The 13,787-nt window shown below is 64.4% G+C and carries 12 protein-coding genes; 2 read left to right on the forward strand and 10 right to left on the reverse strand.

The window, feature by feature from the left end:
• Positions 1–250: 250 nt before the first annotated feature.
• Both ilvN and ilvB read right to left on the reverse strand, forming a co-directional pair.
• The gene (gene ilvN / locus RCI06_RS12865; RefSeq protein WP_101548215.1) at positions 251–742 is read right to left on the reverse strand and encodes an acetolactate synthase small subunit; all 492 of its coding nucleotides are present in this window, start codon (positions 740–742) and stop codon (positions 251–253) included.
• Positions 743–757: 15 nt separating this feature from the next.
• The gene (gene ilvB, locus RCI06_RS12870) at positions 758–2,380 is read right to left on the reverse strand and encodes a biosynthetic-type acetolactate synthase large subunit (RefSeq protein WP_306576306.1); all 1,623 of its coding nucleotides are present in this window, start codon (positions 2,378–2,380) and stop codon (positions 758–760) included.
• A 176-nt stretch (positions 2,381–2,556) separates the two neighbouring features.
• On the opposite strand from ilvB, the gene RCI06_RS12875 reads away from it, so the two are divergent.
• The gene (locus RCI06_RS12875) at positions 2,557–3,036 is read left to right on the forward strand and encodes an SAM-dependent methyltransferase (protein ID WP_306576300.1); all 480 of its coding nucleotides are present in this window, start codon (positions 2,557–2,559) and stop codon (positions 3,034–3,036) included.
• Between the two features lie 58 nt (positions 3,037–3,094).
• Here the strand turns inward: RCI06_RS12875 and RCI06_RS12880 are convergent, their stop codons facing one another.
• The 8 genes from RCI06_RS12880 to RCI06_RS12915 all read right to left on the reverse strand — a co-directional run bounded on the left by RCI06_RS12880 (position 3,095) and on the right by RCI06_RS12915 (position 12,816).
• Positions 3,095–4,135: an ABC transporter substrate-binding protein gene (locus RCI06_RS12880; RefSeq protein ID WP_306576301.1), complete on the reverse strand. Its 1,041-nt coding sequence runs from the start codon at positions 4,133–4,135 to the stop codon at positions 3,095–3,097.
• Between the two features lie 137 nt (positions 4,136–4,272).
• On the reverse strand, positions 4,273–5,184 hold the full coding sequence (gene argF, locus RCI06_RS12885; protein WP_306576302.1) for an ornithine carbamoyltransferase: 912 nt from the start codon (positions 5,182–5,184) through the stop codon (positions 4,273–4,275).
• Positions 5,159–6,343 carry an acetylornithine/succinylornithine family transaminase gene (locus tag RCI06_RS12890; protein WP_306576303.1) on the reverse strand — a complete coding sequence of 395 codons (1,185 nt, stop codon included), beginning with the start codon at positions 6,341–6,343 and terminating at the stop codon, positions 5,159–5,161. The genes argF and RCI06_RS12890 overlap by 26 nt, the downstream gene beginning before the upstream one ends.
• A gap of 310 nt (positions 6,344–6,653) precedes the next feature.
• On the reverse strand, positions 6,654–7,514 hold the full coding sequence (argB, locus tag RCI06_RS12895; RefSeq protein ID WP_101548206.1) for an acetylglutamate kinase: 861 nt from the start codon (positions 7,512–7,514) through the stop codon (positions 6,654–6,656).
• 182 nt (positions 7,515–7,696) lie between these two features.
• Positions 7,697–8,917 carry a bifunctional glutamate N-acetyltransferase/amino-acid acetyltransferase ArgJ gene (argJ, locus tag RCI06_RS12900; RefSeq protein WP_306576304.1) on the reverse strand — a complete coding sequence of 407 codons (1,221 nt, stop codon included), beginning with the start codon at positions 8,915–8,917 and terminating at the stop codon, positions 7,697–7,699.
• Between the two features lie 20 nt (positions 8,918–8,937).
• Complete coding sequence (argC, locus tag RCI06_RS12905; RefSeq protein ID WP_306576305.1) at positions 8,938–9,978, reverse strand: N-acetyl-gamma-glutamyl-phosphate reductase; 1,041 nt, start codon at positions 9,976–9,978, stop codon at positions 8,938–8,940.
• Between the two features lie 144 nt (positions 9,979–10,122).
• Positions 10,123–11,505, reverse strand: a complete 1,383-nt coding sequence (gene argH / locus RCI06_RS12910) for an argininosuccinate lyase (protein WP_101548200.1) — start codon at positions 11,503–11,505, stop codon at positions 10,123–10,125.
• Positions 11,506–11,595: 90 nt separating this feature from the next.
• Positions 11,596–12,816, reverse strand: coding sequence for an argininosuccinate synthase (locus tag RCI06_RS12915; protein ID WP_101548197.1), 1,221 nt, complete (start codon positions 12,814–12,816; stop codon positions 11,596–11,598).
• Between the two features lie 205 nt (positions 12,817–13,021).
• On the opposite strand from RCI06_RS12915, the gene RCI06_RS12920 reads away from it, so the two are divergent.
• Positions 13,022–13,525, forward strand: a complete 504-nt coding sequence (locus RCI06_RS12920; protein ID WP_101548195.1) for a flavin reductase family protein — start codon at positions 13,022–13,024, stop codon at positions 13,523–13,525.
• Positions 13,526–13,787: the final 262 nt, after the last annotated feature.

Genomic DNA, 13,787 nt, shown 5'->3' on the forward strand with positions numbered 1-13,787 from the left:
CGAAAAGGAACCCGTGGTGCGCGGCGGAACGCGCTCGTATTTCTTGCCGCCCTCGGGCGGCAATTCCCGTCCAAGCCCCGCCGGGCGGCCGTCGGCGGGACACGCCTCCGGCACTAGGCCTGAGGGCCGTCGCAGCGCGGCAAATCCAAAACCACGCCGGAGCAGGACCCGGCAAGCTCCACCACTCTCCGAGCGGCAAACCTAAGAAGGCCCCTGCCGGCGGGCAGCCGACAAGCCCCTGAGCGGCAAATCACTTCCGAATGGCGTCGGCGCCCTTCTGAAGGGCGATCATCCCCGTGCGGGCGATCTCGGCGATGCCGTAGGGGGTGAGCATATCGATCAGCAGGTCGACCCGCTCGGGGCGGTCGCACATCTCGACCGTGAGGGTGGCGCGGGAGAGGTCGACGATCTTGGCGTTCATGATCGTGGCGATGTCGATGACTTCCCCGCGGTTCTGCTGTGTGGCGTTCGTCTTGATAAGGATGAGCTCGCGGCGGGTGGCCGCGTCGGTCTCAAGGAGCTTGACCTTGATGACGTCGATCTGTTTATTAAGCTGCTTTTCGACCTGTTCGATGGTGCGCTCGTCCCCCTCGACGACGATCGTCATGCGGGAGACGGTGGGGTCCTCGGTCTCTCCCACCGCGAGGCTTTCGATGTTGAAGCCCCGGCGCGCGAAAAGCCCCGCCGTGCGGGAGAGCACGCCCGCCTTATTTTCCACCAGCACCGACATGATCTGTTTCATACGCTTTCCCTCCTGTCAGCGGGTTTCCTCCCGCGGGTCGACGACACATTCGAGGATATACGAACCGTCCGCCGCAAGGAATCGTTCCACCGCGGCCCCGGCCTCCTCCATGGAATCGATCCGGTCGAAGGGGACGCCGTACGCCCCGGCGATCCCGCCGATCTCCGGACCGCCCGCAAGGGCGGCCGCGGTTTCCCGGCCCCGGTATTCCCTCTGCTGGATTTCGCGCACCATGCCGAGCATATCGTTGCGCATCACGACGAGCTTGACCGGCACCCCGTGCTGGTTGGCGGTGGCAAGCTCCATCATGGCCATCTGGAACGCCCCGTCGCCGCAGACGGCGACGACCTGCCGCCCGGGGCAGGCCAGCTTCGCGCCGAGGGCGGCGGGCAGCGCGTAGCCCATCGTGCCCATGCCGCCCGTCGTGAGGAAGAGCCCGTCCCTGACCGCGCAGTTTTTCGCCGACCAGATCTGGTTCTGCCCCACGTCGGAGACATAGATCGCATCGGGTTCCATTTTGGCGGAGAGCAGACGCACGAACGCCTCCGGATCGACGCAGCCCGCCCTGGGCGGCGCCGCTGCGGGCGCCGCCTCCCGCGCGCGGCGGGCGCGCAGCCATTCGAGCCACTTGCCCCACTCGCCGCGCGGGGACTGCTCGAGAAGCTGTTCGAGCACGGCGGCCGCGTCCCCCACGAGGGGGATGGTGGTGCCGAGGTTTTTGCCGATCTCCGCCGCGTCGATGTCGATGTGCACGACGGCGGTCGCCGCCTCGATCTGGTCGGGCTTGGCCATCGCGCGGTTGTCGGCGCGCGCGCCGAGGATGATGAGCAGGTCGCTTTCGGCGACCGCCTCGTTTGCGGCGCAGCCGCCGCTCTGTCCGAGCATCCCGAAATAGAGCGGATGCCCGGCGGGCAGCGCGCCGATGCCCATGAGGGTGCTCACCGCGGGCAGCGAGACCGCCTCGCAGAGGGCGCGCACCTGCCTTTGCGCGCCCGCAGCGATCGCGCCGCCGCCCACACAGAGCAGCGGGCGCTTGGCGGCGCGGATCGCCTCCGCGACCCGCTTCACCTGCACGGCATGACCCCGGAAGCGGGGCTTATAGCCCCGGATCGAGGCCTCCTGCGGGTAGCGGAAATTGATCAACTGCCGCTGGACGTCGACGGGCATGTCGATCAGCACCGGCCCGCGCCGCCCGGTCGACGCGATGTAAAACGCCTCCTTGAAGACGCGCGGGATGTCGGAAGCGTCCCCCACGAGGTAGCTGTATTTGGTGAACGGCTCCGCCGCGCCCGTGGTGTCGACCTCCTGGAAGACGTCGCGGCCCAGAAGCCCCGTCTCCACCTGCCCGGTGATCGCGACGAGCGGGATGCTGTCGGCATAGGCCGTGGCGATCGCGGTGAAGAGGTTGGTCGCGCCGGGGCCGGAGGTGGCGACGCAGACGGCGGGCTTCCCGGTGACGCGGGCGTAGCCGCTCGCGGCGTGGCCGGCGTTCTGTTCATTGCGGGTGAGGATGTGCCGGATGGACGACTGCCCGAGGCAGTCGTAAAACGGGCAGATCGCCGCGCCGGGATACCCGAATACCACGGAAATCCCCTCCGCCTCAAGACATTTCACCATCGCCTGCGCGCCGCTGATCATCTGCATCCACCCTTCCTGTCGGAGTTGTCCCTTTTGGCTATTATACGCGCTTGCGCCCTCCTCCGTCAATGCGTGGGGACGGATTTGCGGGTTTTCAAAATTGGGGCTTGTAGTATCAAGGCTTGCTGTTATACTGGTAGCAACGGTACCGTAAAAAATCAAACAGGAGGTTTTTTATGGACATCAGCTACTCAGTAAAACCGATCGGCCGCGTCCGTTCGGACGGCGGCGGTTTCCGCCTGGAGCTCGACCCGGCCTACCGCCCGGCGATGGCCGGGTTGGAGGGCTTCGGCTATCTCAATATCCTCTGGTGGTTTTCCGGCTGCGACGACGCGCGCTCCCGCGAAAACCTGGTCGAACGGTCCCCCTATGTCAAAGGACCGGAGCGCCTGGGGGTCTTTGCCACCCGCTCGCCCATGCGCCCCAACCCCCTCGCCCTCTCCTGCGCGGCCGTGACCCGTCTCGACCCCAAGGCGGGCGTGATCGGACTAAGCTACATCGACGCGGAGGACGGCAGCCCCCTCCTCGACCTCAAGCCCTACACCCCCAGCCTCGACCGGGTGGAGGACCCGCCGCTGCCGGCGTGGTGCGCCCACTGGCCGGGGGATGTGGAATCCGGCGGCGATTTCCCCTGGGAGGACGAGTTCAACTTCTGACACGGCCGCCCGCAAAGAAAAACGGGACCGGGGCGGAGCCCCGGTCCCGTTTGTCACTCTATCCGACCTGCGTCATATCGCTGATGTCGAGCATCCCGTCGTCCCCGCCGCTCTCCTCCCCCGAGGAGGATTCCGCCGCCGGTTCCTCCTCGGGCGGCGCGTCAAGCAGGGAGGCCAGCTCGGGGTACGCCTCGGCGAACATTTTTTCCAGCTCGGCAAACATCCTGCCGCTCTGCCGCTCGAGGGCCGTGCCGTTCACCGGGTAGATGCGCCCCTGCTTATAGGCGTCGGTCGTGTTGTAGACCTGGGTGCCCTTAAAGTATTCGGGATCGATCCCCTCGTCGTAGAAGATGATATCGGGATAGAGGTTGACCGCCTGGTCGGCGGGGTATTCCCAGCCGGTGTAGGCCGCCGCGTCGTTCTCGACGCCGATCGCGGCGAGCAGCTCCCCCTCGAAGGCGTCCCCCGTCGCCATCATGAGCGGCGCTGCGCGCAGGTAGACGCCGCCCAGCCGTTCGGTCACCCGTGAGGCGGCGGCGGTCAGCGCGTCCCAACGGTTTTCAAGCGCCCGGAAGGTGTCGTAGCCGTTCTGGTCGCCGTCCTCCAGCCCGCCCAGCACGATCGCCGTATTCAGGTAGATCGCGCGCAGCTCGTCCATCGAATGCGCGCGGGGCAGCACGACCACCTCGGCGCCCATCTGCTGGAGCTTCACCGTGTCCGCCTCGGAGAGGGCGGCGGAGGAAAAGACCACGTCGGGCCGGATGTCCGAAAGCGCCTCGAAATCGGGCAGCGCGGCGGTGCCGCAGCGGGGCAGCCCGTCCGCGCCGGCGGGGTAGTCGCAGAAGTCGCTGACCCCGGCGAGCTGGTTTTCCGCGCCGAGCTCGAAGATCACCTCGGTGAGCGCGGGCGAAAGGGAGACGGCCGCGCGCGGCTTTTCAGGGATGCGGATGTCGCCGATCGCGACCGGCCAGTTGGGATCGGGCTCCTCCTCGGGCGCGGAGGAGGAGCTTTCCCCGCCCCGTTCCTTCTCCCCGCAGGCGGCGAGGGAGACGAGCAGTATCATCGCCAGCAGAAGCGCCAGCAGCTTTTTCACGTTCATCGGTCCGTCCTTTCGGCGTTGCCGCCCGGGTTTGTGTCTATTTTAGCCCATCGTGGAAGCAGTGTCAATCGCGCGCCCGTTTGCTGCGCGCTTCAAAAAAACAGGAGGCCCCTCATGGGGCCTCCTGTTTTTTCATCTTATTTGCCCGCCATCAGCTTGACCATGACGGCCTTCTGGGCGTGCAGGCGGTTTTCCGCCTCGTCAAAAATTTCGTTGGCGTGCTTTTCAAACGTCTCGTCGGTGATCTCCTCGCCGCGGTGGGCGGGCAGGCAGTGCTGCACCATCGCGTCGGGCGCGCAGAGCCCGAGAAGCTCCTCGTTCACCTGGTAGCCCTTGAAGGCGGCGCGGCGCTTCTCCGCCTCCTCCTCCATGCCCATCGACGCCCACACGTCGGTAAAGACGACGTCGGCCTTTTCGGCGGCGGCGCGGATGTCGGAGGTGAGCAGGAATTTGTCCCCGTAGGGCTTGGCGAAATCGAGCACCTCCGGGTCGGGCCGGTAGTCGGCGGGGGTCGCGGCCGCGACGGACATCCCCGTCTTGAGGCCGCCGACGATGAGGGAGTTGGCCATGTTGTTGCCGTCGCCGATGTAGCACATTTTGAGCCCCTCAAGCCCGCCCTTGTATTCGCGGATGGTCATGAGGTCGGCAAGCACCTGGCAGGGGTGGCAGAAGTCGGTCAGGCCGTTGATGATGGGGATCGAGCCGTATTTGGCGAGGTCCTCGACCTCCTGCTGGGCGAAGGTGCGGATCATGATGCCGTCGAGGTACCGCGAGAGCACCCGGGCGGTGTCCTGCACCGGCTCGCCGCGGCCGATCTGCAAATCGCGCGCCGACAGGAAGAGCGCCGAACCGCCGAGCTGCGCCATGCCCACTTCAAAGGAGACGCGGGTCCGGGTGGAGGATTTCTGAAAGATCATCCCCATCGTTTTCCCCTTCAGGTGCTGGTGGCGGATGCCGTGTTTGAGCTCGTATTTGAGCTGGTCGCCGAGGTTCAGCAGTTCGATGATCTCCTCGTTGGAAAGGTCAAGCAGTTTCAGCAGATGATTCATGTTCGAGCACCTCTTTCAGTCTTTTTAAGCCTTCATCGATTTCCGGATAGGTGATGGTGAGCGGCGGAAGCATCCGCAGCTTCGCCTTGGCGGTCAGGATGATGAGCCCCTTTTCAAGGCAGGCGGCGGCCGCCTCGCGGCTGTTGACCCCCTCGAGCGTCACGCCGAGCATGAGCCCCTTTCCCTCGACGCTCACGACGTGCGGCATCCCTTCGACCGCCCTCGTGATGTACGCGCCCTTTTCCGCGACCTCCGCGAGAAGTTTTTCGTCAATGCGTCCGAGCACCTCCAAAGCGCCCGCGCAGGCCACCGGGTTGCCGCCGAAGGTGGTGGCGTGGTCGCCCGGGCCGAGCGTGTGGGCGCATTTTTCGCCGAAGAGCACCGCGCCGAGCGGCAGCCCGCCGCCGAGGCCCTTCGCCAGCGATACGAGATCGGGCGTGATCCCGTAGTGCTCGCAGCAGAGCAGCTTTCCGGTGCGGCCGATTCCCGTCTGCACCTCGTCGGCCATCAGCAGGATGTCGCGCTCCTTACAGATGCGCGCCGCCGCGTCGACGAATTCCCGGTCGAGCGGCACCACGCCGCCCTCCCCCTGGATGAGCTCGAGCAGGATGCCGCAGGTTTCCCCGTCGGCGGCGCGCTCCAGCGCGGCGATATCCCCCGCCCTCACAAACGAAAAGCCGTCGGTGAACGGGTCGAAATACCGGTGGAAGACCTCCTGCCCCGTGGCGGAGAGGGTCGTCACCGTGCGCCCGTGGAAGGAATTTTCGAGCGCCACGATTTTGTGGCGGCCCCTGCCGTATTTATCGAAGCTGTATTTTCGGGCGGTCTTGATCATGCCCTCGTTGGCCTCCGCGCCCGAATTGCAGAAAAACACCTTGTCGGCAAACGTCCGCTCGCAGAGGGTTTTGGCCACCTTTACCATCGGCGCGGTATAGTAGAGGTTGGAGATGTGCTGGAGGGTGGCCGCCTGCTTCGCGACCGCCGCGGCCCACCCCTCGTCGCAGAAGCCGAGGGAGTTCACCCCGATGCCGCTGGAAAAGTCGATGTATGTTTTTCCGTCCCCGCCCATGCAGGTCGCGTTTTTGCCGCTGGCCGCTTCGAACGGGAACCGCCCGTAGGTGTTCGCGATATACTGTTTATCTTCCTCCATGAGGGTCATGCTGATCACCCTTTCCGTTCGTGGGGAAAACCTTTTGTCTTGTAAAAGGTTTCCCCCCACCCTTTTCCAAAATGCGCCTGAAGGACAAGGCGTCTTGCGGCGTGCGCGCCGCGCGTCAGGGCTCCGCCCTGACAACCCGCCGCCTTTTATAAAAGGCGGGCGAAAATTTTAGTCTCACGGGCCGTGTGTGAAAAAGCGGGCGAAAACTTTATCCTCACGGGACGCGCGCGGCGTCGCGGCGCGTCCCGCCTGAACCAAAAGTTTCGGGGTCCAGGGGGACTTTTCAAAGTCCCCCTGGTTCCCCCAGCCGCTATCCTAAGAACATCGTGCCGATGCCTTCGTTGGTCATGAGCTCGATGAGGATCGAGTGGGGGATGCGCCCGTCGATAATGAAGGCGCGCTTGACGCCGCGGCGCACCGCCTCGACGCAGCACTCCACCTTGGGGATCATGCCGCCCGCGATGACCCCCTGCCGCACGAGCAGGGGCACCTCGCTGACCTTGACCTCGGGGATCAGCGTGTTTTCGTCGTCCCTGTTGCGGAGCAGTCCGCGCACGTCGGTCATGGAGATGAGGTTTTCGGCGTGCAGCTCGGCCGCGATGCGGCAGGCCGCCGAATCGGCGTTGATGTTGTAGACGGTGCCGTCCTCCCCGCAGCCGAGGGTGGCGATCACGGGGATGTAGCCCCGGTCGAGCGCGTCGCGCAGCACGGTCGCGTCGACGCCCGTGACCTCCCCGACATAGCCGAGGTCGGCCTCCCCCTCGATCTTTTTGGCCGAGATCATCCGGCCGTCAATGCCGCAGAGACCGATCGCCCGGCCCCCCTGCTGCTCGAGCAGGTTGACGAGGTCCTTGTTGGTCTTGCCCGCGAGCACCATCTGCGCCACCTTGAGGGTCTCCTCGTCGGTGTAGCGCAGGCCGCCGATGAACCGGCTCTCCTTGCCGATGGCCTTGAGCGTTTCGGTGATCTCGGGCCCGCCGCCGTGCACCAATACGATCTTGATGCCGACGAGCGAGAGCAGCACGATGTCGCTCATGACGGCGGCCTTGAGCGCGCCGTCTACCATCGCGTTGCCGCCGTACTTGACGACGACCACCTTGCCCGCGTAGTCCTGGATATAGGGCAGCGCCTCCGCGAGCACCTGCGCCTTATCGGAATTCGTAATCTGCATGCTATCCCTCTCCTCCCAATTGGTTGCCGTCCGCCCGTGCCGAAGGATCTCCCGCCGCGCCGCCTGACCGCGGAAAACGGATGTGGGGCAAGGCGGCGAGGAAGCGCGCGAGGGCCGCGTACATGTGTACGCAACCGAAGCGCGCGGCCGAAGGGGCACCGCCCCGCGCCGTTAGCCGCCGGTCAGGTGCGGTAATCGCCGTTGATCTTCACATAGTCATAGGTCAAATCGCAGCCCCATGCGGTGGCGGATTCCCCGCCCTGCCCCATGTCGACCTCGATGCGGATCTCCTTTTCTCCGAGGACCTTCTTGGCTTCCTCCTCGCTGAAGGGAACGCCCGCGCCGTTTTCGCAGACGTGGACGCTCCCCGCGTCGGAGGCGAGCGTCACCGCCACCCGGTCGATCTCGAACTCCGCGTCGGTGTAACCGATCGCGCAGAGGATACGGCCCCAGTTGGCGTCCTCGCCGAACATCGCGGCCTTGAAGAGGCTCGAGCAGACGACCGATTTGGCGACCTTTTTGGCGGTCTCCTTGTCGGGCGCTCCGGTGACGGTGCACTCGAGCAGCTTGGACGCGCCCTCGCCGTCGGCGGCCAGCTCCTTGGCGATCTGGCGGCAGACCATCATGAGCCCCTGCGCGAAGTGGTAATAGTCGGCGTCCATCGAGACGATCTCCGCGTTGCCCGCCTCGCCGTTTGCGAGGATGGAGAGCATGTCGTTGGTGGAGGTGTCCCCGTCGACCGAGACCATGTTGAAGGTTTCGTCGGCGACGCATTTGAGCGCCTTTTGGAGCAGGGCCGGGGCGATGGCCGCGTCGGTCGTGACAAAGCAGAGCATGGTGGCCATATTGGGATGGATCATCCCCGAGCCCTTGGCGATGCCGCCGATCGTGCAGGTTTTGCCGCCGAGCGGGAACCGCACCGCGACCTCCTTGCGCCTGGTGTCGGTGGTCATGATCGCCTCGGCGGCGTCCGCGCTCCCCGTCTCCGAAAGGGAAGCGGCCAGCGCGGGCATGGCGGAGGTGATGGGCGCAAGCGGCAGCGGCTGGCCGATGACCCCGGTCGACGCGACGATCACGTCGGCGGGGGAGATTTTCAGCGCGGCGGCCGCGCTGCCGCACATGGCGTTCGCGATGTCGACGCCGTCGGCGTTGCAGGTGTTGGCGTTGCCGGAATTGCAGAGGAACGCCCTCGCGCGGCCATCCTTCAAATGCGCCTGCGTCACGAGGATGGGCGCGCCCTTGACCTTGTTTCGCGTATAGATCGCGGCGGCGGCGCAGGATTTCTTGCTCACGATGAGCGCGAGGTCGTTTTTGGTGCGGTTTTTGCGGATGCCGGCATGGACGGCGCCCGCCGAAAAGCCTTTGGCGGCGCAGACGCCGCCCTCGACGAATGTATAGGACATGCTGGTTCACTCCTTCATGCTCAAAACGCGGGCGGGATAATGCGGAGCCCCGCATCCTCCTCGAGCCCGAGCGCGATATTCATATTTTGGATCGCCTGCCCCGCCGCGCCCTTGACCATGTTGTCGATCGTCGAGACGACGATCAGGCGGCCGGTATGGGCGTCTGCGTGCAGGGAGATGTGGCAGTAGTTGGAATATTTGACGTTCTTGAGGTTCGCGGCCGCCCCGTCGGGCAGCACCCTGACAAATTCCTCGCCTCGGTAGAATCCCTCATAGAGCGTCCGCACGGCCGCGAGGTCGAAGCCGGGCATGAAATTCGCGTACATCGTCGAGACGATGCCCCGGTTGACGGCCAGCAAATGCGGCACGAAGGTGACCCTCACCTCCCGCCCGGCGAGCTCGGAAAGGGTCTGCTCGATCTCGGGGGTGTGGCGGTGGGAGGCGACCTTGTAGGGCGCGAACGCCTCGTTGCACTCGGTGTAGTGGGTGTTGAGGGCGAGGCCGCGGCCCGCGCCGGTCGCGCCCGACTTGGAGTCGATGACGAGGGTGGCGGGGTCGATGGCGCCGGCCTTCACGGCAGGCGCGAGGCCGAGCGCGATGGAGGTGGGATAGCATCCGGGGTTGCCGATGAGCTTCGCGCCCGCGAGCCTCGCCCGGTGCAGCTCGGGGATGCAGTAGACGGCGGCCTCATGCAGCGCGGGATCGGCGTAGTCCTTGTCGTACCACTGCTTGTAATCCGCCTCGTTTTTGAGACGGAAATCCGCGCCCATATCGATGTAGAGCTTGCCCGCGTCGAAGCACCGGCGCGCGATGGGCTCGGAGAGCCCGGCGGGCAGCGAGCCAAAGACGACGTCGCAGCGGTCGACGACGGCGGCGTCATTGGCGAGGGTCTCGCCGAAGATGCCGGTGAGCTGCGGATAGATTTCGCTGATCGCCCGCCCCTCAAAGGAGACGGAGGAGACGGCCGCGACCTCGACAAAAGGGTGGGAGAGGAGCAGCCGCACGATCTCGAGTCCCGCGTAGCCGGTGGCGCCGATGACGCCCGCTTTGATCTTCTCCATGGGAACACCTCAAATCATCAAACATTTCGCCGGCCTTTTCAAAGGCCGTGGGGTCCGGGGGCAAAGCGTCTTGCGGCGTACGCGCCGCGCGTCAGGGCCCCGCCCTGACAACCCGCAAGCTTTTGAAAAAGCTTGACCAAAACTTTAGTTTTGGTTCTCTTCCAAAAACTTTGCGATCAGCGCAAGCTGTTTTTTCACCGCGTCGGGCGACGGCCCGCCCTCGCTGAGCCGGCCCTTCACGCAGGTTTCCAGGTTGATCGCGCCGTACACGTCCTCCGCGAAGACCCCGCTCGCCGCCCGGTAGTCCTCCAGCGGCAGGGTCTCCAGCGTCAGCCCCCGGCGGATGCACTCCGCCACCAGCCCGCCGGTGATCTTGTATGCGTCGCGGAAGGGGACCCCCTTCTTGGTCAGGTAGTCGGCGCAGTCGGTCGCGTTGATGAACCCCTTCGCCGCCGCCGCGCGCATGTTTTCCTTTAACACCGTCATTGTGTGGAGCATCGGCGTGAAGGTCTTGAGGCAGAGCTTCACCGTGTCCACCGCGTCGAAGACGGCCTCCTTGTCCTCCTGCATATCCTTGTTATAGGCGAGCGGAAGCCCCTTCATCATCGTGAGCAGCGTCATCAGATCGCCGTAGACCCGTCCCGTCTTGCCGCGCACCAGCTCGGCCACGTCGGGGTTTTTCTTCTGCGGCATGATCGACGACCCGGTCGCGAAGGCGTCGTCAAGCTCGATGAACTTGAATTCCCACGAGCACCACGCCACGATCTCCTCCGAAAAGCGCGACAGGTGCATCATGATGACCGCGATCGCGTTCGCCAGCTCGATGCAGAAGTCCCGGTCGGACACCCCGTCGAGCGAGTTGGCCGTCGGGGCCGTAAAGCCGAGCGCCGCCGCCGTCCGCTGCCGGTCGATCGGGTAGGTCGTCCCGGCGAGCGCGCCCGAGCCGAGCGGACAGAATTCCATCCGCCCCGCCGCGTCGGACACCCGTCCCACGTCGCGCGAAAACATGCTGGCGTAGGCCGCCAGGTGGTGGGCGAAGGTCACCGGCTGCGCCCGCTGCAAATGGGTGTAGCCGGGCATGACCGTGTCGAGGTGCTCCGCCGCCCGATCGCGCAGCTCCGAAATGAGCGCGAGCAGCAGGGCTTTGATCTCCTTTGCCTCCTCCCGCAGCGTCAGCCGCAGGTCGAGCGCGACCTGGTCGTTGCGGCTGCGCGCGGTGTGCAGGCGCTTTCCCGCGCCGCCGATCCGCTTTGTGAGCTCCGCCTCGACAAACATGTGGATGTCCTCCGCGCCGGGGTCGAAGACGAGCGCGCCGCTTTTTAGATCCGCGAGGATGCCCTCGAGCCCCTGCGCGATCGCGTCCGCGTCCTCCTGCGGGATGATCCCCTGCGCCGCGAGCATCGCGGCGTGCGCCAGCGAGCCCTTGATATCCTGCTCATACATCCGGCAGTCGAACCGGATGGAGGAATTGAAGTCGTTTACCCGGTCGTCGACCTCTTTGGAAAACCGTCCCGCCCACATCTTCATATACCGGCTTCTCCTTTACGCGTTGTGAAATGCCTGTAACGCGGAAGGCAGACGTCCCCGCGTTACGGCTAAAAACTCTGTGCAGTTTCTTTATTTGATCTTCTTTTCGTCGAGCAGCGCCTTGACCTTGATCGGCAGGCCGAAGAGGTTGATGAAGCCTGCGGAATCCGCCTGGTCGTAGACGTGGTCCTCGCCGAAGGTGGCGATCTCCTCCGAATAGAGGGAGTGCGGGGAGGTCATGCCGGCGTTCATGATGTTGCCCTTGTAGAGCTTGAGCTTCACGTCGCCGGTCACCGTCTCCTGCGTCTTGTCGACAAAGGCGTTGAGCGCCTCCATCAGCGGGGTGTACCACTGGCCGTTGTAGACGAGCTCGCTGTACTTGATGCCCATCTGCATCTTGTAGTGCTGGGTCTCCTTGTCGAGGGTGATCTCCTCGAGCGACTGGTGGGCCGCATAGAGGATGGTGCCGCCCGGGGTCTCGTAGACGCCCCGGCTCTTCATGCCGACCAGCCGGTTTTCGACCATGTCGATGATGCCGATGCCGTTTTTGCCGCCCAGCTCATTGAGCTTATAGATGATGTCGACCGGCTTCATCTTCTGGCCGTCGACCGCGACCGGCACGCCCTTTTCAAAGCTCAGCGTCACATAGGTGGGCTTGTCGGGGGCCTTCTCGGGCGAAACGCCCATCTCGAGGATCTTATCGTAGTCCGGCTCGTTCGCGGGGTCCTCGAGGTCGAGACCCTCGTGCGACAGGTGCCAGAGGTTCTTGTCCTTGGAGTAGTTGGTCTCCCGGTTGATCTTGAGCGGGACATTGTGCTCCTCCGCGTAGGCGATCTCCTTTTCCCGCGAGTTGAGCTCCCAGAACCGCCACGGGGCGATGATCGGCATGTTGGGGGCGAACGCCTTGATCGTCAGCTCGAACCGCACCTGGTCGTTGCCCTTGCCGGTGCAGCCGTGGACGATTGCGTCGGCGCCCTCCTTCTTGGCGATCTCAACCAGCCGTTTCGCGATGACCGGCCGCGCAAAGGAAGTGCCCAGCAGGTATTTGCCCTCGTAGACCGCGCCCGCCTTGACGGTCGGGACGATAAAATCGTTGACGAATTCCTCGGTGAGGTCCTCGATGTAGCATTTGGAGGCGCCCGTCTTGATCGCCTTCTCCTCAAGCCCCTCGAGCTCACCCATGCCCTGCCCGACGTTGGCCGCGACCGCGATCACCTCGCAGCCGTAATGCTCCTTGAGCCAGGGGATGATGACCGAGGTATCCAGACCGCCGGAATACGCCAAAACGACTTTATTGAATTTCTGTTCCATATTTCATTCCTCCGTTGGTTAATCATTCATTCGATACCCCTATTATACATTATATTTATGCAAATGCAAGCATTTTTACGTATAAATATTCAGCATCATAAAAATTTAATTGGGTAAAATTGCACAAAAAGAGGTTCTTTTCGCGGAAAGGGCGTGCTATAATAGGGATTACATGGAAGAATACATACGGAAGGAATGATAGAATATGCAGAAAATATCCCCCTACGAGCTGGCCGTCAACCCGTTTGAAGCGATCCACCACAAATGGGCGATGATCACCACCCAGTCGGGCGAAAAGGTCAACACCATGGTCGCGAGCTGGGGCGGCGTGGGCATTATGTGGAACCGCCCGGTCACCTGGGTCTTTTTGAGGCCCCAGCGGTTCACCCGCGAGCTGCTCGACCGGAGCGAACGGTTTTCCGTCTGCTTTTTGCCCGAGCAGTACCGCCAGCAGATGAACTACTGCGGGTCCCACTCGGGCCGTGCGGAGGAGAAGCTCGCCGTCTGCGGCTTCGAGGCCGTCGCACTCGACGGCGCGCCGGTGCTCGCGCAGTCGGAGCTCGCGCTCACCTGCCGCAAGCTCTACCGCCAGCCGATGGACCCCGCCTGCTTCCTCGACCACGAGCCCGATACCCGCTGGTATCCCGAAAAGGATTACCATATCATGTACGTCTCCGAAATCCTGGGCGCCTACCAGGGGGAACTTTGAAGAGTTCCCCCTGGACCCCCGAAACTTTTGATGCAGGCCGGGCGTGGTGCGCCGCCGCCAGCTCCGCCCGTGCGGCAAAGCGGCGGTGCACTCGCCGTCTTCCCGTCAACCCTCATAAAAAAGCGGCCGTCCGACTGGACGGCCGCTTTTGATATGGCAGATTCCGTTCTCCCAACAACGGCTGCCGGAAGGCTCGGCAAAACCGCCCGGCGGAAAACAACGCCCGTTCCGGGCGTTCGCGCGCCTTGCGCGCGTGCGCGGC

The organism is Anaerotruncus massiliensis (ex Togo et al. 2026), from assembly GCF_030825285.1.
Lineage (GTDB): Bacteria > Bacillota > Clostridia > Oscillospirales > Ruminococcaceae > Anaerotruncus > Anaerotruncus massiliensis.

What these genes read in the sequence shown, in the direction of transcription:
- ilvN (WP_101548215.1), bottom strand. Translation starts at nt 742, where the DNA reads ATGAAACAGATCATGTCGGTGCTGGTGGAAAATAAGGCGGGCGTGCTC.
- ilvB (WP_306576306.1), bottom strand. Translation starts at nt 2,380, where the DNA reads ATGATCAGCGGCGCGCAGGCGATGGTGAAATGTCTTGAGGCGGAGGGG.
- RCI06_RS12875 (WP_306576300.1), top strand. Translation starts at nt 2,557, where the DNA reads ATGGACATCAGCTACTCAGTAAAACCGATCGGCCGCGTCCGTTCGGAC.
- RCI06_RS12880 (WP_306576301.1), bottom strand. Translation starts at nt 4,135, where the DNA reads ATGAACGTGAAAAAGCTGCTGGCGCTTCTGCTGGCGATGATACTGCTC.
- argF (WP_306576302.1), bottom strand. Translation starts at nt 5,184, where the DNA reads ATGAATCATCTGCTGAAACTGCTTGACCTTTCCAACGAGGAGATCATC.
- RCI06_RS12890 (WP_306576303.1), bottom strand. Translation starts at nt 6,343, where the DNA reads ATGACCCTCATGGAGGAAGATAAACAGTATATCGCGAACACCTACGGG.
- argB (WP_101548206.1), bottom strand. Translation starts at nt 7,514, where the DNA reads ATGCAGATTACGAATTCCGATAAGGCGCAGGTGCTCGCGGAGGCGCTG.
- argJ (WP_306576304.1), bottom strand. Translation starts at nt 8,917, where the DNA reads ATGTCCTATACATTCGTCGAGGGCGGCGTCTGCGCCGCCAAAGGCTTT.
- argC (WP_306576305.1), bottom strand. Translation starts at nt 9,978, where the DNA reads ATGGAGAAGATCAAAGCGGGCGTCATCGGCGCCACCGGCTACGCGGGA.
- argH (WP_101548200.1), bottom strand. Translation starts at nt 11,505, where the DNA reads ATGAAGATGTGGGCGGGACGGTTTTCCAAAGAGGTCGACGACCGGGTA.
- RCI06_RS12915 (WP_101548197.1), bottom strand. Translation starts at nt 12,816, where the DNA reads ATGGAACAGAAATTCAATAAAGTCGTTTTGGCGTATTCCGGCGGTCTG.
- RCI06_RS12920 (WP_101548195.1), top strand. Translation starts at nt 13,022, where the DNA reads ATGCAGAAAATATCCCCCTACGAGCTGGCCGTCAACCCGTTTGAAGCG.